General features: G+C 74.8%; 16 protein-coding genes. 5 read left to right on the forward strand and 11 right to left on the reverse strand.

Annotation, left to right across the window (positions count from 1 at the left end):
• Positions 1–7: 7 nt before the first annotated feature.
• The 7 genes from ACIRPH_RS27850 to ACIRPH_RS27880 form a co-directional block, all read right to left on the reverse strand.
• A complete protein-coding gene (locus tag ACIRPH_RS27850) occupies positions 8–1105 on the reverse strand; it encodes a copper transporter (protein WP_402919525.1) in 1098 nt (365 codons plus the stop codon).
• Positions 1102–2274 (reverse strand): putative cytokinetic ring protein SteA, encoded by a 1173-nt coding sequence (gene steA / locus ACIRPH_RS27855; protein ID WP_402919585.1) that lies wholly within the window; start codon positions 2272–2274, stop codon positions 1102–1104. The genes ACIRPH_RS27850 and steA overlap by 4 nt, the downstream gene beginning before the upstream one ends.
• Before the next feature lie 207 nt (positions 2275–2481).
• On the reverse strand, positions 2482–4191 hold the full coding sequence (recN, locus tag ACIRPH_RS27860; RefSeq protein ID WP_402919527.1) for a DNA repair protein RecN: 1710 nt from the start codon (positions 4189–4191) through the stop codon (positions 2482–2484).
• Between the two features lie 75 nt (positions 4192–4266).
• The gene (locus tag ACIRPH_RS27865) at positions 4267–5193 is read right to left on the reverse strand and encodes an NAD kinase (RefSeq protein WP_402919529.1); all 927 of its coding nucleotides are present in this window, start codon (positions 5191–5193) and stop codon (positions 4267–4269) included.
• A gap of 112 nt (positions 5194–5305) precedes the next feature.
• Positions 5306–6106, reverse strand: a complete 801-nt coding sequence (locus ACIRPH_RS27870) for a TlyA family RNA methyltransferase (RefSeq protein ID WP_402919531.1) — start codon at positions 6104–6106, stop codon at positions 5306–5308.
• Between the two features lie 21 nt (positions 6107–6127).
• On the reverse strand, positions 6128–6307 hold the full coding sequence (locus ACIRPH_RS27875) for a hypothetical protein (RefSeq protein ID WP_402919533.1): 180 nt from the start codon (positions 6305–6307) through the stop codon (positions 6128–6130).
• Positions 6308–6338: 31 nt separating this feature from the next.
• Positions 6339–7067 (reverse strand): membrane fusogenic activity family protein, encoded by a 729-nt coding sequence (locus tag ACIRPH_RS27880; protein ID WP_402919535.1) that lies wholly within the window; start codon positions 7065–7067, stop codon positions 6339–6341.
• Between the two features lie 195 nt (positions 7068–7262).
• Here ACIRPH_RS27880 and ACIRPH_RS27885 point away from each other — a divergent pair, with 195 nt between their 5' ends.
• Together ACIRPH_RS27885 and ACIRPH_RS27890 are read left to right on the forward strand one after the other, a co-directional pair.
• A complete protein-coding gene (locus ACIRPH_RS27885) occupies positions 7263–7613 on the forward strand; it encodes an SCP2 sterol-binding domain-containing protein (protein WP_402919537.1) in 351 nt (116 codons plus the stop codon).
• Between the two features lie 52 nt (positions 7614–7665).
• Positions 7666–8955, forward strand: a complete 1290-nt coding sequence (locus ACIRPH_RS27890) for a DUF1015 domain-containing protein (protein WP_402919539.1) — start codon at positions 7666–7668, stop codon at positions 8953–8955.
• Here the strand turns inward: ACIRPH_RS27890 and ACIRPH_RS27895 are convergent.
• On the reverse strand, positions 8936–10435 hold the full coding sequence (locus ACIRPH_RS27895; RefSeq protein ID WP_402919541.1) for a serine hydrolase domain-containing protein: 1500 nt from the start codon (positions 10433–10435) through the stop codon (positions 8936–8938). The two genes, ACIRPH_RS27890 and ACIRPH_RS27895, sit on opposite strands and share 20 nt — an antisense overlap.
• Positions 10436–10777: 342 nt before the next feature.
• On the opposite strand from ACIRPH_RS27895, the gene ACIRPH_RS27900 reads away from it, so the two are divergent.
• Complete coding sequence (locus ACIRPH_RS27900; protein ID WP_402919543.1) at positions 10778–11785, forward strand: HAD-IIA family hydrolase; 1008 nt, start codon at positions 10778–10780, stop codon at positions 11783–11785.
• Between the two features lie 17 nt (positions 11786–11802).
• Here the strand turns inward: ACIRPH_RS27900 and ACIRPH_RS27905 are convergent, their stop codons facing one another.
• Entirely contained in the window at positions 11803–12321 is a 519-nt protein-coding gene (locus ACIRPH_RS27905) for a single-stranded DNA-binding protein (RefSeq protein WP_402919545.1), read from the reverse strand.
• A 340-nt stretch (positions 12322–12661) separates the two neighbouring features.
• Here ACIRPH_RS27905 and ACIRPH_RS27910 point away from each other — a divergent pair, with 340 nt between their 5' ends.
• Positions 12662–13660: an MBL fold metallo-hydrolase gene (locus ACIRPH_RS27910; RefSeq protein WP_402919587.1), complete on the forward strand. Its 999-nt coding sequence runs from the start codon at positions 12662–12664 to the stop codon at positions 13658–13660.
• 340 nt (positions 13661–14000) lie between these two features.
• Here the strand turns inward: ACIRPH_RS27910 and ACIRPH_RS27915 are convergent, their stop codons facing one another.
• A complete protein-coding gene (locus ACIRPH_RS27915) occupies positions 14001–14429 on the reverse strand; it encodes an NUDIX domain-containing protein (RefSeq protein ID WP_402919547.1) in 429 nt (142 codons plus the stop codon).
• Between the two features lie 65 nt (positions 14430–14494).
• On the reverse strand, positions 14495–15223 hold the full coding sequence (locus ACIRPH_RS27920) for a tetratricopeptide repeat protein (protein WP_402919549.1): 729 nt from the start codon (positions 15221–15223) through the stop codon (positions 14495–14497).
• A gap of 15 nt (positions 15224–15238) precedes the next feature.
• Here ACIRPH_RS27920 and ACIRPH_RS27925 point away from each other — a divergent pair, with 15 nt between their 5' ends.
• Complete coding sequence (locus tag ACIRPH_RS27925) at positions 15239–16105, forward strand: hypothetical protein (protein ID WP_402919551.1); 867 nt, start codon at positions 15239–15241, stop codon at positions 16103–16105.
• Positions 16106–16373 lie beyond the last annotated feature (268 nt).

The following is a 16373-nucleotide window of genomic DNA, read 5'->3' on the forward strand; positions in this document are numbered from 1 at the left end:
ACGGGCGTCACTCCCCGCCCCTGACGGTGCGGCGGGACTCGTCGGCGCCGCCCCTCCCGCCGGTCGCCGCCTCCTCCGCGGCGCCGGACGCCGCGTCCTCCGCCTCGCGGGCGGCGGGCAGCGGGTCGGGCAGGAACCCCCGCACCCCCTCACCGATCCCGTACGCCCCGGCGCCCCCCTCCAGGTTCTCGGCCAGGGCCAGAACGGCGATGATGTCGCCCATGGGGCGCCCGGTCACGTCCGCGGTGGCGAACTCCGGCTCGGCCGCGCGGGCCTGCGCGAGCATCCCGTCGCCCCGGGAGGACGGCACGTCCCCGGCGAGGACGGCGGCGCCGACCTCCCGGTGCAGGGCGGTGGTGACGGTGGTGAGCACCGCGTTGACGGCCTCCCGGTCGGCCCCGTCGGCGGCCCCCGCCGCCGGCGCGAGGACGACCAGGGCGTCGGCGGACACGGCCGGGTCGCCCTCGACCTGGACCAGGCCGCCCTCGGAGAAGGCGTCCAGGACGGCCTCGGCGTCGTGGGCGCCGCCCCCTCCGGGGGACTCCTCCGCGTCCCGCGGGTCCTCCGTCTCCCGTCCGGCGCCCTCCTCGTCCCCGTCCCCGGCCTCCCCGGCGGCCGCCAGGGCGCGCCCGAGCTCCGTGCCCGCCTTCTCGTAGGGTCCTCCGGTCAGGCCGTCGGGGTCCTGGGAGACCTGGATCGACAGCTCGTCGACGAAGGTGGCGTTGCCCGCGTCCACGAGGGCGTCGGTGACGGCGACCCGGCCGACGACCTCGCCGCCCGCCTCCTCGACCCGCTCGGCGAGCCCGTCGGCCACCTCGGGGTTGGCCCCCGGGGCCGTCACCACGACCACGCCCAGGCCGGTGAGGCGGCCGTCGAGCATGTCCGAGGACACGGCCTCGGCCATCTCGTCGGCTCCGGCGTTGACCTTGTCCGCGACGTCGCGCTCGGAGCGCAGGTCCTCGCTCTGGCCGCGCAGGTCCGCGGTCTCGGACTGGAGGGTGTTCAGCAGCGGGTCCTGGAGCATGGTGGTCCCCAGGACCAGCCCCACGGTGAGCGCGAGGAACACCGCGACTATGGACACCAGGTGGTAGCGGAAATCGATCACGTCAGCAGTCCCGTCAGCCAGTAGGAGAACACGTCCCAGCGCGCCGCGAGAAAGGTGAGGTAGACCTGTCCCGCCGGTGAGCTGTAGGCGGCGACCACGATGGTGAGCAGACAGGCGGCGACCAGCCCGAGCAGCGCCCAGGGCGAGATCCGCGAGCGGTACAGGCGGCTGACGCCCTTGGCGTCGACGAGCTTCCCGCCCACCCTGAGCCTGGTCAGGAAGGTGCTGGCCATGCCCGAGCGGCCCTTGTCGAGGAACTCCTCCAGGGTGGCGTGCGTGCCCACCGCCACGATGAGGGCGGCGCCCGAGCCGTCGGCCAGCATCATCGCCACGTCCTCGCTGGTGCCCGTCGCCGGGAAGACCACCGCGTCGTAGCCGAGGTCGGTGAGCCGGGGGAGGCCGGGGGCCCGGCCGTCCCGGTAGGCGTGCACGACGAGTTCGGCGCCGCTCGCCAGGGCCTGGTCCGACACCGAGTCGAAGTCGCCGACGATGATGTCGGGCCGGTAGCCGCCCTCCATGACCGCGTCCGCGCCGCCGTCCACGGCGATGATGACGGGGCGGAACTCGCGGATGTAGGGGCGCAGGGCGGCGATGTCCTCGCGGTAGTGGTAGCCGCGGACCACGATGAGGACGTGGCGCCCCTCCATGTCGGTCTCGATGTCGGGGATCCCGATGCCGTCCAGGAGCAGGTCCCGCTCGTGCTGGAGGTAGGCCATGGTGTTGGCCGCGAACGCCTCCAGCTGTGTGGCGAGCCCGGCCCGGGCCTCGGCCATCGCGGCGCTGACGGTCCCCGCGTCCTGGAGGTTCCCGCGGGCGACCGCCTCGTCGCCGCGGTACAGGGTGGCGCCCTCCAACCGGAGCCGCTCACCGTCGCGGACCCGGGTGAAAACCTCGGGGTCGACGTCGTCGACGAGGGGGATGCCCGCCGCGACGATCATCTCCGGCCCCTGGTTGGGGTAGCGGCCGCTGATGCTCTTGGCGACGTTGAGCACCGCCGAGACCCCGCAGCCGACCAGCGCCTCGGCGCTGACCCGGTCCAGGTCGACGTGGTCGATGACGGCGATGTCGCCGGGGCGGAGGCGTTTGGTCAGGTTCTTGGTGCGGCGGTCCGAGCGGACGGGCGCGACCAGCCCTGTGGGAGCGTCCGCCCGGGAGCGGCGGAACCGCATGACTGTGGCGCTGAGCGCATCCGTTACCTTCATCGCTGGCATACTGTCAGAACGCGACTACGGTAAGTCATAACACCTGGGAGATCGGCGTGTTCGGGCAGGGCCGCCGCCATCACCCCGACGGGGCGCCGACGGCGGCCTGCCACCGCCCTACCCGGGAACGGGCCCGTCTCACACATCCGCCCCGCGGGCCCCGGGGCTCCCCGCTCAGGCGGCGGGGTAGGCGCGCTCCGGGTCGGCGTTGGTGAGCAGCTCCTCGGCATGGGCGCGGCCCAGCTCGGAGTCCTCCAAGCCGGCGAGCATCCGCGACAGCTCGCGGACCCTGCCGGCGCGGTCCAACCGCACCACGCCGCTCTCCGTGACCAGGCCCTCGGTCGACTTCTCCACCACCAGGTGCGCGTCCGCGAACGCCGCGACCTGCGGGAGGTGGGTGACGACGATGACCTGGGAGCGCTGCGCGAGCTTGGCCAGGCGGCGGCCGATCTCCACCGCGGCCTTGCCGCCCACCCCCGCGTCGACCTCGTCGAAGACGAACGTCGGCACCGGGTCGGCCCCCGCGAACACCACCTCGATGGCCAGCATCACCCGGGAGAGCTCGCCGCCGGAGGCGCCCTTGTTGAGCGCCAGCGGCGGTGAACTGGGGTGCGGGGCCAGCAGGACCTCGACCTCGTCGCGTCCGTACGGGCCGAACTCCTCGCCCGTGGTGATCCGCACGCTCACGCGGGCGTGCGGCATGGCCAGGGCGGTCAGCTCCTCGGTGACGGCCGCGCCGAAGCGGTCGGCCGCCTCGGTGCGGACGCGCGTCAGCTCCGCGGCGCACCGGTCCAGCCCCTCGTGCAGCTCGGCGGCCTCGGCGCGCAGGGCCTCGATGCGCTCGTCGTCGTTGTCCAGGTCCGCCAGCCGCTTGGCCGCCTCCGAGGCCCAGCCGAGCACCTCGTCCGTGGTCTCGCCGTACTTGCGGGACAGGGAGGTCAGGAGCGCGCGGCGCTCCTGCACCTGGGCCAGGCGGCCGGGGTCGGCGTCCACGGACTCGGCGTAGGACGCCAGTTCGGTGGCCGCGTCGGTGAGGATGTAGGACGCCTCGTCCAGCCGGTCGCCGATGGCGGCCAGCTCCGCGTCGTGCTCGCGGACGGAGGCCACCGCCTGGCGGGCCGCGGAGAGCAGCGCGGCCACGTCGACCTCCACGTCGGAGGCGGGGTCCCCCGCCAGGGCCTCGTGGGCGGTGGTCGCCGCCACGCGCAGGCCGTCGGCGTGCGCCAGCCGCGTCTCCTCGGCCAGGAGTTCGGCGTCCTCGCCCGGCAGGGGCTCGGCCGCGGAGATCTCCTCCACCCCGAAGCGGAGCATGTCGGCCTCCTGGGCGCGCTCGCGCGCCCGCTCGACCAGCTCCTCGAGCTCCGCGGCCACCTCCCGGTGGCGGCGGTAGGCCAGGGTGTACTGCTTGGCGGCCTTCGCCAGCTGCTCGCCGGCGAAGCGGTCCAGCGAGGAGCGCTGCCGGTCGGCGCGCAGGAGCCTCTGCTGGTCCGACTGCCCGTGGACCGCCACCAGGTCGTCGGCGAGGTAGGCGAGCAGGCTGACGGGGGCCGAGCGCCCGCCCATCGTGGCGCGCGACCGGCCCTCGGCGGACACCGCCCGGGTGAGGATGAGGACGTCGTCGTCGATGTCGCCCCCCGCCTCCAGCACGCGGTCGGCCACACGGCCGCCGGCGGGAACGGTCAGCCGCCCCTCCACCACCGCCCGGTCGGCGCCGGGCCGTACGCGCTGGGGGTCGGCCCGCCCGCCGAAGAGCAGCCCGAGCCCGGTGACGACCATGGTCTTTCCCGCGCCGGTCTCGCCCGTGACGACGGTCAGCCCCGGTGACAACTCCAAAACGGCGTCGTCAATGACCCCGAGTCCCTGGATACGGACTTCTTCGAGCACCGATCCCTCTCCTGTGGTTGGCTCCGCTTCATTGCGCGCGCTCGCCCGAACGCCGCGCCGGAACGCACTCCGCGTTCAGTGACCGTGCTCGACACGCCCGCGCCAACCCGCGACCGGAAGGCCGAACTTGGCCACCAGGCGGTCGGTGAACGGCGCCCGGTGCAACCGGGCCAGCCGGACCGGCGTATCGGCACGGGTGATCTCGATTCGTGCCCCCGCGGGCAATTCGACCATACGCCGTCCGTCACACCAGAGCACCCCCGGCGCCGTGTCCGGGAGCACCTCGAAGGCGATGGTGGCGTTCGGCCCCACGACCAGGGGCCGCGCGAACAGGGCGTGCGCGCTGAGCGGCACGACCAGCAGGGCCTCCACGTCGGGCCACACCACCGGTCCCCCCGCCGAGAACGCGTGCGCCGTGGACCCCGTCGGGGTGGCGCACACCACCCCGTCGCAGGCCCAGCGGGAGAGCGGACGGCCGTCGATCTCCAGGACGGCCTCCAGGATGCGCCGGGACTCGCCCTTCTCCAGCGTGGCGTCGTTGAGCGCCCAGGAGCGCACCGACGGGGCCCCGTTGTTGCGCCCCCCGTTGAAGACCGCGACCTCCAGGGTCATGCGCTCCTCGACGTCGTAGTCGCGGTTGACGACGCTGCGCACGGTGGCGCCCAGGTCCTCGCGCTCGGCCTCGGCGAGGAAGCCCACGTGGCCCAGGTTCACCCCGAGGAGCGGCGCCCCGGCGGGCCGGGCCATCTCGGCGGCCCGCAGCAGGGTGCCGTCGCCGCCGAGGACCATGACCAGCTCCACCCCCTCCGCCGCGTCCGCGGACCCGACGGCCTCGATCGGGGAGAGCACGCAGCCCACCGCGGCCAGTTCCTCGACCTCGGCCTTGAGCATGCGCACGGTCAGGCCGGCGCGGCTGAGGCTCTCGTGGACCAGTTGCGCGCTGCGCACCGCCGCGGGCCGGCCGGTGTGGGCCAGCAGGAGAACACTGCGTCCGCTGGTCATCGCCGTCCCCTTACGTTCGCTCCCCGACGGGGAAGCCCGAGTACTGGCCGGGAGCCTTCGCTGACCCGGCCGGGTCACGTTACCGGACACCTGAGACACGGTGCCACGCCCGTCAGCTCGGCCCCTCCTCGACGGCCCGGGCCAGGTCGGCCGGGTCCAGGGCCGGGGCGCCCGCGCGCAGCCACAGGAAGTACTCGACGTTTCCGGAGGGCCCGGGGAGCGGGCTCGCGGTCACGCCGACGGTGCCCAGTCCCAGGGAGAGGGCGTGGGCGGCGACGTCGGAGACCGCCTCGGCGCGCAGCGCGGGCTCGCGGACCACTCCCCCCGCGCCGACCTTGTCCCTGCCGACCTCGAACTGCGGCTTGACCATGAGCACGAAGTCGGCGCCGGCCGCCACACAGTCCCTCAGCGGCCCCAGGACCAGCTTCAGGGAGATGAAGGACAGGTCGCCGACGACCAGGTCCGGGCGCGGGTCGCCGATCTGCTCCGGGGTGAGCTCGCGGACGTTGACCCGCTCCATCACCCGCACCCGGTCGTTGCTGCGCAGCGCCCAGGCGAGCTGCCCGTAGCCGACGTCGACCGCGGTGACGTGGGCCGCCATCCGGCGGAGCAGCACGTCGGTGAAGCCGCCGGTGGAGGCGCCGGCGTCCAGCGCGCGGCGGCCGGTGACGTCCAGGGCGAAGGCGTCGAGGGCCCCGATGAGCTTGTGGGCGCCCCGGGAGACGTACGGGGGTTCGTCGGAGGGGGCCCTGACCACGATGGGCTGGTCCTGGCCCACCTGGGTCGCGGCCTTGGAGGCCACGACCCCGGCCACCTTGACGAACCCGCCGTCGATGATCTCGGCGGCGTGACCCCGGGAGCGTGCGTGCCCGCGGCGGACCAGTTCCGCGTCGAGCCGAGTACGTTTTGCCATGGTCACCTACGATACCGAGAGTTATCGGGGGGTGTTCGCGTTCTGGTCGAGCGCCCCGAGCACACCGGACAGCTCCCGGTGCAGGGCGTCGAAGACCTCGACGTGCTCGGACGTGGGTCGGGAGCCCAGTGATTCCAGGCGCTCCCGGGTGCCGCTGAGGGTCTGCTCGGCCACGGCCTCGGCCTGTTCCTTGGGGTCCATGGTTCTCCCGGTGATCGCGTTCGACGGAACTCTACTTCTTCGCGGCGCCCTTGCCCTTGGGGGTGCGCTTGGCGGTGGAGCGCGCCCGCGCGGTCTTGGCCGGGGCCCGCGTTCTGGACTTGGTCCCGGCCGCTCCGGCCTCCCCGGCCTCCCCGGCCTCCCCGTCGGCGTCCCCGGCACCGTCCCGGCCGTCGGCCGCGGCGTCGGAGGAGCCCTCGGGACCCTCGCCCCCGGGGGCCTCCGCGACCTCGGGGGCCCCGCCCGCGGCGGCCCCTTCGGTCTCCGGCGGGACGGCGGGTCCGCGGGCGGCGTCCGCGTCCTCCCCGGCGGGACCGGCGGCCGGAACCGCCGGGGAGGCCGGGGAGGACGCCCCCGCCGCCTCGGGGGCCAGGGCCCTCTCCACCGCGTGGCGGGCGGCCAGCCGCCGCTCCAGCTCGGCGACCCGGCGCACCAGCCGCTCGTGCTCACCGCGCGGGACCACGTCCATCCGCTCCAGCTGGCGCCCGACCTCCGCGCGGACCAGGTCGGCGATGGCCGACCTGTTCGCCTGGCTGGTCTCGATGAGCTCGCCCGCCAGGGCCTGGATGCTCTGCCCCACCCGCGGAGGCGGGGTGTCGCCCTCTCCCGCCCCGGGGAGGGCGGGGCCTCCGGCGCCGTTCGCCCGCAGCAGGGTCTTGGCAGCGGCGACGGCCTGCTTGCGCGAGAGTTCGGTGAGGCCATTGGCGGCATCGAGATAGGTGCGTACCGCGTCGACGACCATGATTCAGGTGCTCCTTGATGGGACCGCGGGAGAATGGGGAAGGGCCCGGGAAGCAGGGGCCACTGCGCAGCGGGGGGCGCTTCCCACGCTACCCCTGCGGGGCCGCCGTTGACACGCGTTCGCGGCAGGCCATCCCATTCGTCACGGTGGACCCAGAAGGATTCCCGGCACCGCGCGGTAGGGCATGATGTCGCCATGAGCAGCATCGACGCCTGTCTCGTGGGAATCGAGAAGATCAACCGGCGCATCCTCTCCCAGCCGGAGGAGAGGCGGCGCAAGCACATCCGCGAGCGCTCCGTCAGCGTGGTGGTCCCGGACCTGGCGACCGCCTTCGACATGCGCCTGACGGTCGAGGGCCTGACCGGTCTCACCCACCGGCCCGCCGACCGCGCGGCCCCCGAACCGCAGGTGCGGGTCACCGTCGACAGCGACGACCTCGTAGCCCTGGCCGAGGACCGCCTGGACGCCGCCCGCGCCCTCCTGGGCCGCAGGGTCAGGGTGGACGCGAGCGTCGGCGACCTCCTGCGCCTGCGGCGCCTCCTCTGAACCGGCGCGCGGGCGGACACGACGGACCCCGCACGGCGGGTACGTTGCTGGGATGCCACGCCACGCTCTCGAACTGGCCCCCTTCCGCGGTCTGCGCTACGCGGACCCGGACGTGGACCGGTTCATCGACGGGGACTTCGACCTCGCACGACTCCTGACGCCGCCCTACGACATCCCCGACGCCGAAGAGGCGCGGAAGCTCCAGCGGTCCGACCCCCACAACGCGGCCCGCGTCACCCTGCCCTACGAACTGGGCAGGCAGGACCCGGACAGCGCCGTGCCGCACCGCTACCGCGCCGCCGCCGACCTCCTGCACAGCTGGATCGGCGACGGGGTCCTCGCACTGGACGCCGAACCCGCCCTGTACGTGTACGAACAGGTCACGGCGGACGGCCGGCGCCAACGCGGGCTGGTGGGCAACCTGCGGCTGCCCGAGGACGGCGCCGGGTCGGCGGTGCGCCCGCACGAGGACGTGGCCGACCCGCCGGTGCGCGACCGGTTCGCCCTGATGGGCCTGGCCCGGGCCAACCTCGAACCGATCTTCCTGGTCTACCGGGGCGGCGGCGGGGCCGCGACCGCCGCGACCGAGGCCGCGGCGGCGCTGGCCCCGCTGGTGTCCGCACGCACCCGCGACGGCTCCGAGCACCGCCTGTGGGCCCTCACCGACCCCGGTGAGCTGCGGCGTGTCGCGGCCGACCTGGCCGGCCGCTCCGCGCTGATCGCCGACGGGCACCACCGCTACGCCGCCTACCGCCGCCTCCACCGGGAGTACCCGGACCCGGGGTGGGGCTACGGGCTGGCCCTGCTGGTCGACAGCGACGCCCACCCGCCCCGGCTGGGCGCCATCCACCGGGTCCTGCCCGGCCTGGACACCGACACGGCGGTCCGGGAGGCCCGGAAGGCGGCCACCGTGGAACCGCTCGGCACGGCCTCGCCGGAGGTCCTGGCCGGGGTGGCGGCCCGGGCCGGGTCGGAGTCCCCCGTCCTTCTGCTGGTGTCTCCCGACGGGGACGCCCACCTGGCGCACGGCTTCGACGAAGGTGTGCTGGAGCGGGCCATGCCGGAGCGGTCCCCCGCATGGCGCCGCCTTCCCACCGCGGTCCTGCACGAGGTGCTCATGCCGCTGTGGGAGTTCCCGGAGGACCTGGTGCGGATGGTGCACGACGACCCCGCCGAGGCGGTCGCCGCCGCCCACCACGAGAAGGGGACCGCCGTCGTCGTGCCCGCGCTGGGCGTGGGCCAGGTGTACGCGGTGGCCGACCGCGGCGAGCTGACCCCGCGCAAGTCCACCTCGTTCGGCCCCAAGCCGCGCACCGGGCTGGTCATGCGGGTTCTGGACTGAGCGTCCGGCGCGGGCGGGCCAGCGCGACCGCCCGCGCCGCGTACACCGCGGCGAAGGCCAGCGCGGCGGTCACCAGGAGCGTCACCGCCGTGGGCGCGGTGTAGAGGCTCTGGAGCCATGTGAGGTCACGGCCCTGGGCGAGCAGGGCCACCAGCCGGTGCGGGACCACCGCGGCACAGACCACCGCGAGACCCGGTAGCAGCCGGAGCGCGGTGCGCCACCGGGCCCGTCCCCGCGCCGCGGCGGCCCACCTCCCGGCTCCGCGCACGCCCCGGACGGCCAGGAGGCACGCCGACACGGCCAGGCCCGCCAGGACCGCGTCCACCGCCAGCAGGACAGGTCCGGCGGGGGGCGCCGGCTCGTCCCCCTCGGCCAGGGCGACCAGTCCGTGGAGCAGCGCCGAGGCGTCGGCGCCGCCCAGCCCGGTGTTGGCCATCACCGCGATCCCGTGGCCGCTCTCCGGCAGGAGTGCCTGGTGGGCGGTGTAGGTGAACTGGATGCCGCCGTGCGAGAGCATCGGCGCCCCGGCGGGGGTCTCCCCGACGTCCCAGCCCAGCCCCTTGCGCTCCCCTCCGCCGCCTCCGCCCAGCGGGGCGTGGGTGGCGGCGACGCCCTCCTCCGAGAGGATGCGCGCACCGTCCGCGCCCCGGCCTCCGCCGTTCTGCGCGACGAGCCACCGGGCCATGTCCGCGGCGGTGGTGACCATGCCCCCCGCGCCGTTGACGTAGCTCGCGGGTTCGACGGCGGGAACGGCGTTCCCCAGGACACCGACGTGGCCCCTGGCCACACCGGCCCCGAAGACCTCCCCGACGGTGTCGACGGTGACCGTGTCGTCCATGCCCAGGGGCGCGAACGTGCGCTGCTCCAGGAACTCGCCGAAGGGCAGGCCGCCGACGACCTCCACCAGGCGTGCCGCCACGTGGTAGTTGGGGTTGTGGTAGTTCACCTCCGTGCCCGGCTCCGCGGCCAGGCCTGCGCCCGCCAGCCGGGCGACCGCGCCGGAGAGGTCGTCGGGGGCGGGTTCGCTCTTCTCGCGGAAGGAGGTGTCGGACATCCCGGAGGTGTGGGTGAGCAGCTGGCGGACCGTGATCTCCGCGCCGCGCGGGTCGGCGAGGGCGAACCCGGGCAGCCGGTCGGCCACCCGGTCGTCGAGTCCGATCTCCCCCTCCTCCACGAGCTGCATGACCGCCAGGGCGGTGAACGCCTTGCTGACGGAGGCCACTCCCATCGGGGTGTCGGCGGTGACCGGCCGGCCCCCGGAGTCGGTGCCGTACCCCGCGACGTGCACCACCTCGGCGCCCCGGGTGACGGCGACCGCGGCGCCGGGCAGCGGCGAGGACGCCAGGTAGTCCTCCAGGTAGTCGTCCACGGCGCCGGGGGTCAGCGCTCCTCCCCCGGGGCCCGCCGTGTCCGCGGCGGCGGGGCTCCCGGAGAGGAGGAGGACGGAGGCGGCGAGCAGCGCCGCGGGAAGTCTGGGCATGGGTCCATCGTGTTCGCCGGCGTGCCTCCGGCGCCACGGAGCCGACCGCAGTACCGGGCTGGGGTTCTCCTCACCCTCCCGGTGGGGTCGGCACCACGCGGCGGCGGGGTCGGCACCACGCGGCGCACGGCCACCCGCCCCGTGCTGGCCCCCGCCGCTGCCCCGGAAGGGTCAGGGCCCCGCTCCGGCCACGACCCCGGGGCGGGGTCCGGCCCCGTCCCGGGCGCCCCACCCCGTGCGACGCAGGGCACACCCGTCGCGGGGGTGCGCGGTCACGCGGGCCGGAGGTCAGGCCATAGCCTGAACACCGACCACGCCACCGCACGGAACAGGTTCCCCGACATGTCCCTGCTCGCCGCAGACCGTCCCCTGAACACGCTCTACGACGCGATGCTCCTGGACCTCGACGGGGTCGTGTACATCGGCCCGCACGCGGTGCCCGCGGCCCCGGAGGCGGTGGGCAAGGCGCGAGCCGCCGGCGCCAAGGTGGCGTTCGTGACCAACAACGCCGGCCGCACCCCCGCCCGGATCGCCGAACACCTCACGCAGTTGGGGGTGGCCGCGGCACCCGACGACGTGGTGACTTCTGCCGAGGCGGCCGCCAGGCTCGTGAGCGAGCGCCACCCGGCGGGTTCGGACGTCCTCGTCGTGGGCGACACCGGTCTGCGGCAGGCGGTCCGGAAGATGGGCCTGCGCCCGGTGACGGTGGCCTCGGACTCGGTCGTGGCCGTGGTCCAGGGGTACTCGCGGAGCATGAGCCGGGACCTGCTCGACCAGGGGGCGCTCGCCGTGGCGCGCGGCGCGCTGTACGTGGCCAGCAACGCCGACGCCACCGCGCCCAGCGAGTGGGGCGCCACCCCGGCCAACGGGTCGTTCGTCCGGGTGATCGCGCACGCCACCGGGGTCGAGCCCGTCGTCGCCGGCAAGCCGATGCTCCCCCTGCACGAGGAGGGTATCCGCCGCACCGGCGCCCGCAACCCGCTCATCGTCGGGGACCGCCTCGACACCGACATCGAGGGGGCCACCGCGCACGGCGCGGCGGGCCTGCTGGTGCTGTCCGGGGTGACCGGCCCCGCGGACCTCCTCGCGGCCCCCGCGCACCAGCGGCCCGCCTACCTGGCGTGGGACGTGTCGGGCATGAACGACCCGCACCCGGAGGTGGCGCGCACCGGCCACGGGGCCAGCTGCGGCGGGTGGACGGTGACCGTCACCGGGGGCGCTCCGGCGATCGAGGGGACGGGCGACCGGTTGGACGGCCTCCGTGCCCTGTGCGCGGCCGTGTGGGCGGACGCCACGGTGGACCCTGGCGGCCCGGCCGCGCACGGCGTTCTGGCCCGCCTGGGCTGGTGAGCACCCGAGCCGCGGCCTCACCGCCCCGGCTCCTTGCGCCCGTCGTGGCCCGGTGCGGCCGCGCGGACCAGCGTCGCGGTCCTCGCCTCCACCTCGCAGACACTGCGAACCCCCTCCCGCCCGCGCCAGGTACGACGGCGCAGCTCCCCGCTCATCTGGACCACGTCGCCCAGCCTCCAGGCCCGGATCCCCTCGTGCAGGTCCTGGTCGAAGCTGGCGCAGGTGATCGAGTCGACCCCCCGGCCGGCGTACCGGGTGTCGGTCGGCCTCGCCACGCAGACCCGCCAGGTGGCGACACGGTCCCCGCTGGGGAGCTCGCGCACGAGGGGCTCCGCGGTGACACGCCCGGCGACCACGATCTCGTTGCGGTGGCCCGGCTCGCGACGGGCGCCGGCCCCGTCGGAGGGGTCCGGCTCCCCACGGCGATCGACCGCGCGGGCCCCGGGCCCGGGAGGGTGATCCGTGGCGGTGCCGGGCTGTTCGGTCGGTGGACGGGCCGCGGCACGCCGCCGGGCGACCGCCGTCTCCTGTCGCATACGTCCTCCTGGGGTGGTGGGCGGGGAAAGGGGCGCGACGCGGCGGAGGGCTCGGAGGTCGCCGGGGTCCGGCGCTCCGCGACCGACGGGGGCGTCTGCGCTGATCTCCAGGATCGCCCCGGCCGCCCCCGCGGGAAAGGCCCGGCCGGAATCTGTGGACAACCCGCACCGGCCCGCACGCCGGGGGTCCCGCCCCGGACGCCCGTCGGGCCCCGCCGGCCCGGCCCCTCTACTCCGCCCCCGGTCCGACCTGTCATGACACCCTTGTCCTAGAGTCGGATTCGGTTCGGGACAGGTCCTTCCCGTACCGCACGCAACCGAGGGAACAGGGGTGCTTGCCGTGCACGACGACGTGGACGTGAGCGGTCCGCCCGAGGGGATCACCCCCCTGGGCGACGACATCTTCGCCATCGACACGATGCTCGCCGGATACCCGGGGGTCGTGTCGAGCTACCTCATCCGGTCCGAACGCCCCTGCGTCGTCGAGGTCGGCACCGCCACCTCGGCCCGCGTCCTGCACGGCGCCGTCACGAGCCTGGGGCTCGCCCCCGAGGACCTGGCCACCATCGTCGTCACCCACATCCACCTGGACCACGCGGGCGGCACCGGCGACATGGCCGCCCTGTTCCCCAACGCCGAGATCGTGGTGCACGAGCGCGGCGCCCGCCACCTGGCCGACCCGAGCCGGCTGATGGCCAGCGCCGCCATGGTGTGGGGTGACCGGCTGGAGACCCTGTTCGGGCACATGAGCCCCACCGACGCCGCGCGGATCCGCGCCGTGGGCGAGACCGGTGAGATCGACCTCGGCGGCGGCCGGAAACTCGTCTCCCACTACGCGCCCGGACACGCCAAGCACCACATGGGCCTGGTGGACTCCCTCACCGGCGACCTCTACGTCGGCGACGCCCTGGGCGTGTACAGGCCGCTCACCGGGGACGTCAGCCCCGCCACACCGCCGCCGGACTTCGACCTGGACGCGTGCCTGCGCACCCTCCGGCTCTTCGGGGACATCGGCGCCCAACGGCTGATGTTCTCCCACTTCGGTGCGGTCACGGCGGTGCCGGAGACCCTCGACAAGGCCGAGAGCGAGCTCCGCCTGTGGGTGGAGACGGTGCGCGAGTCCCACGGGACCACCGGGGACCTCGACCACGCCATCGCCATGGTCCGGGACAAGGTGGTCTCCAGGTACAGCCCTCTCCCCGCCGACGCGCCGCCGGAGTCCGCCGCGGTCCTCGACATCCTCGCCGGGCCGGAGACCAACGTGGCCGGCATCGTGCACTGGCTGGACCGGCTGGCGCAGGAACAGGCCGGGCGAAAGGCGGACGGGGAGCGCTCCTGAGGCCCGGGCGCCGGCACGGCGGAAAAAGGGGTGCGGCCCCCGCCGGGCTCGCCGCGTGACGGTCGAGATCCGCCCGGCCCGGCGGGCCGACACACCCGGTCTCCTCTCCCCCTCCACCGGGCGGACCCGTGTCGCGTGCTGACGGAGGAGGTCGTCCTGTGGCGGCCGGACCGCCCTTCGGCCGAGTTCGAGGAGACCGTCCCGTCGCCGTGGAGGAGGACGGGAGCGTGGTCGGCCACATACGCGCCGCACTCCGGCGCGCCGGCGACCACGGGGACGACGCGCCGATGCCGGCCGTCGACCGGCGGCTCGGCTACCGACCGGTCGCAGCCGCGACCGTCTACTCCGGGGCTGTCGGGGGCCGAGGGGCCGGCGCCCCGGGCAGCCCCAGCTCCCGGAGGAGGTACGCGTAGACGCCGTCCGGCCAGGACAGCTCCCGGTCGGCGGGCAGGACGTCGAAGGAGCGCACCCCCACGGTCTCGAAATGCCCGCTCAGGGGCTCCAACCGGGTCACCCGGGCGTGGGTGACGACGGTGACGTGCCCGCTCGCGAGAACGTAGTGGCCCACGACCCCGACCTCGCCCAGGGTGGCGCCCGCCTCTTCGCGCGCCTCCCTCCGGGCGGTGTCCTCGACCGTCTCGCCGGGTTCGGCATGGCCTCCCGGGAACTCCCAGCCCCGGTCCCTGTGGCGGACGAGCAGGGGGCGGTCGCCGTCGTAGGTCAGGCAGACCACCGAGTCGTGGGCGCCGGGGAGCGCCCCCAGGCGCACGACGGCACCGCCGAGCGGCTGTTCACCGCCCGGCGGCGCGGTGCCGTCGGTGTCCCTGAAAGGGCTCAGTACCTGTCCCGCGGTGCCCGGCCGCCGTCGCGGTCGTCGCGACGCTCACGACCGCCGTCGGCGGGGGCCTCGTCGGCCTCCGGGAGTTCCTGCTCCTCGGCGTCGGTCCAGACGATCCCGTCCTCGGTGTCGACGTCGACCAGCTCGACGCCCTCGATCGCGGCCAGCCTCTCGTCGGCGTCGGTCACACCGTCGCTGTCCACGGCCGAGGCCCGCGAGAAGTACTCACGCGCGTCGTCCTCGCGGCCCAGCTCCTCCAGGACGTCGGCGTAGGCGTAGAACAGGCGGGCGACCCACGGACGGGCCCGGCGCTCCTTCAGCTCCGGAACCTGGAGTTCCGCCAGGGCGGCCTTGGCGTCACCCATGTCGCGACGCGCGCCCGCGGCGACGATCCGCAGCTCGATGCGGTCGGCGGTGTCCAGGGAGGCCGCAGCGGGGTCGTCGGTGATCTCCAGCGCCCGCTCGGGCCGGCCCAGACCGCGCTCGCAGTCGGCCATGATGGCGAGGAAGCTGTCCCGTCCGCTCATCCGGCGTGCGGCCCGCAGGTCCGACAGGGCCTCCTGCCACTTGCCGACGGTGTAGGCGGCCACACCGGAGGCCTCGCGCACGCCGGGGACACGCGACGCCTTGCGGCGGGCGTAGGCGGCGTGGGCATAGGCCCGCTCGGGGTCCTCGTCCAGGAGCATGCCCGCGGCGACGATGTGCTTGCCGATGAGCTCGGCCAAGGACTTGGGCAGCGAGTGGAGTTCACGCCGGGTCTCCGGGTCGAGCTGGGAGAAGGTGGCCTCCTCCGGAAGCTGCGGCGGGATGTCGGCGGGGTCGCGGTCCTCGCGGGGAGGGCGACGGTCGTCGCGCCGGTCGTCCCGACCCCGGAAGCCGCCTCCGCCGCGCCGGTCGTCCCGGCGGTCCCCGCCCCGGAAACCTCCGCCGCGGTCGTCCCGCCCACGGTAGCCTCCGCGGTCGCCCTGCGGAGCGCGGTCGTCCCTGCGGAAGCCCCCGCCGCCACGACGCTCACCCTGCGGGGCACGGTCGTCGCGACGGAAACCACCGCGGTCACCCTGGGGGCCACGGTCGTCACGTCCGCGGTAGCCACCACGATCGTCCCGCGGGGCACGGTCGTCCCTACGGTAGCCTCCGCGGTCGCCCTGCGGAGCGCGGTCGTCCCTGCGGAAGCCCCCGCCGCCACGACGCTCACCCTGCGGGGCACGGTCGTCACGACGGAAACCACCGCGGTCACCCTGGGGACCGCGGTCGTCACGTCCGCGGTAGCCACCACGATCGTCCCGCGGGGCACGGTCGTCCCGGCGGTCTCCTCCGCGGTAACCGCCGCCCCGACTGTCGTCACGGCCCCGGGCGCCACCGCGGTCATCCCGCCGGTAGCCGCCGCCACGGCGGTCGTCGCCTCTGTTGTCCCGGGAGCCGCTGTAGCCGGATCGGGAGCGGGGTCCTTCACCACGTCCCCGACCGCCAGGCTCGCCGGAGCGGTCACCACCATGCTCGTTTGCTCCGGAGTCCTCGCGGTCTCCCGATCGGCTGTCCTCAGTCATCCAACCCGTCCGTCAACACTCAAAAGCGCTGCCACCTTGAGCAGTAGCAGCGCGTCATAGTACTCGTGCTCTCCAGCTTACGACATGACATCGCCGTCCACCGCCACAGCGCCGGCCACCCGGCTCCGCCGACCAGTGGGAACTCTCTCCACAGGCGTTCCTTCGCCACTCTTTTCACAAACGCACAAACAAACACAAAAAAGAAGGGGGCCGCCCAACAAGGCGACCCCCTCCCCACAAAAAACCGTGGCAGCGACCTACTCTCCCACCCCACCACAGGGCAGTACCATCAGCGCAAGGAGACTTAACGACCGGGTTCGGAAAGAGA

Source organism: Nocardiopsis sp. NPDC101807 (assembly GCF_044766605.1).
In the GTDB taxonomy this organism is placed as follows: domain Bacteria; phylum Actinomycetota; class Actinomycetes; order Streptosporangiales; family Streptosporangiaceae; genus Nocardiopsis; species Nocardiopsis tropica.

What these genes read in the sequence shown, in the direction of transcription:
- ACIRPH_RS27865 (WP_402919529.1), bottom strand. Translation starts at nt 5,193, where the DNA reads ATGACCAGCGGACGCAGTGTTCTCCTGCTGGCCCACACCGGCCGGCCC.
- ACIRPH_RS27900 (WP_402919543.1), top strand. Translation starts at nt 10,778, where the DNA reads ATGTCCCTGCTCGCCGCAGACCGTCCCCTGAACACGCTCTACGACGCG.
- ACIRPH_RS27895 (WP_402919541.1), bottom strand. Translation starts at nt 10,435, where the DNA reads ATGCCCAGACTTCCCGCGGCGCTGCTCGCCGCCTCCGTCCTCCTCCTC.
- ACIRPH_RS27870 (WP_402919531.1), bottom strand. Translation starts at nt 6,106, where the DNA reads ATGGCAAAACGTACTCGGCTCGACGCGGAACTGGTCCGCCGCGGGCAC.
- steA (WP_402919585.1), bottom strand. Translation starts at nt 2,274, where the DNA reads ATGCGGTTCCGCCGCTCCCGGGCGGACGCTCCCACAGGGCTGGTCGCG.
- ACIRPH_RS27880 (WP_402919535.1), bottom strand. Translation starts at nt 7,067, where the DNA reads ATGGTCGTCGACGCGGTACGCACCTATCTCGATGCCGCCAATGGCCTC.
- ACIRPH_RS27905 (WP_402919545.1), bottom strand. Translation starts at nt 12,321, where the DNA reads ATGCGACAGGAGACGGCGGTCGCCCGGCGGCGTGCCGCGGCCCGTCCA.
- ACIRPH_RS27875 (WP_402919533.1), bottom strand. Translation starts at nt 6,307, where the DNA reads ATGGACCCCAAGGAACAGGCCGAGGCCGTGGCCGAGCAGACCCTCAGC.
- ACIRPH_RS27885 (WP_402919537.1), top strand. Translation starts at nt 7,263, where the DNA reads ATGAGCAGCATCGACGCCTGTCTCGTGGGAATCGAGAAGATCAACCGG.
- ACIRPH_RS27890 (WP_402919539.1), top strand. Translation starts at nt 7,666, where the DNA reads ATGCCACGCCACGCTCTCGAACTGGCCCCCTTCCGCGGTCTGCGCTAC.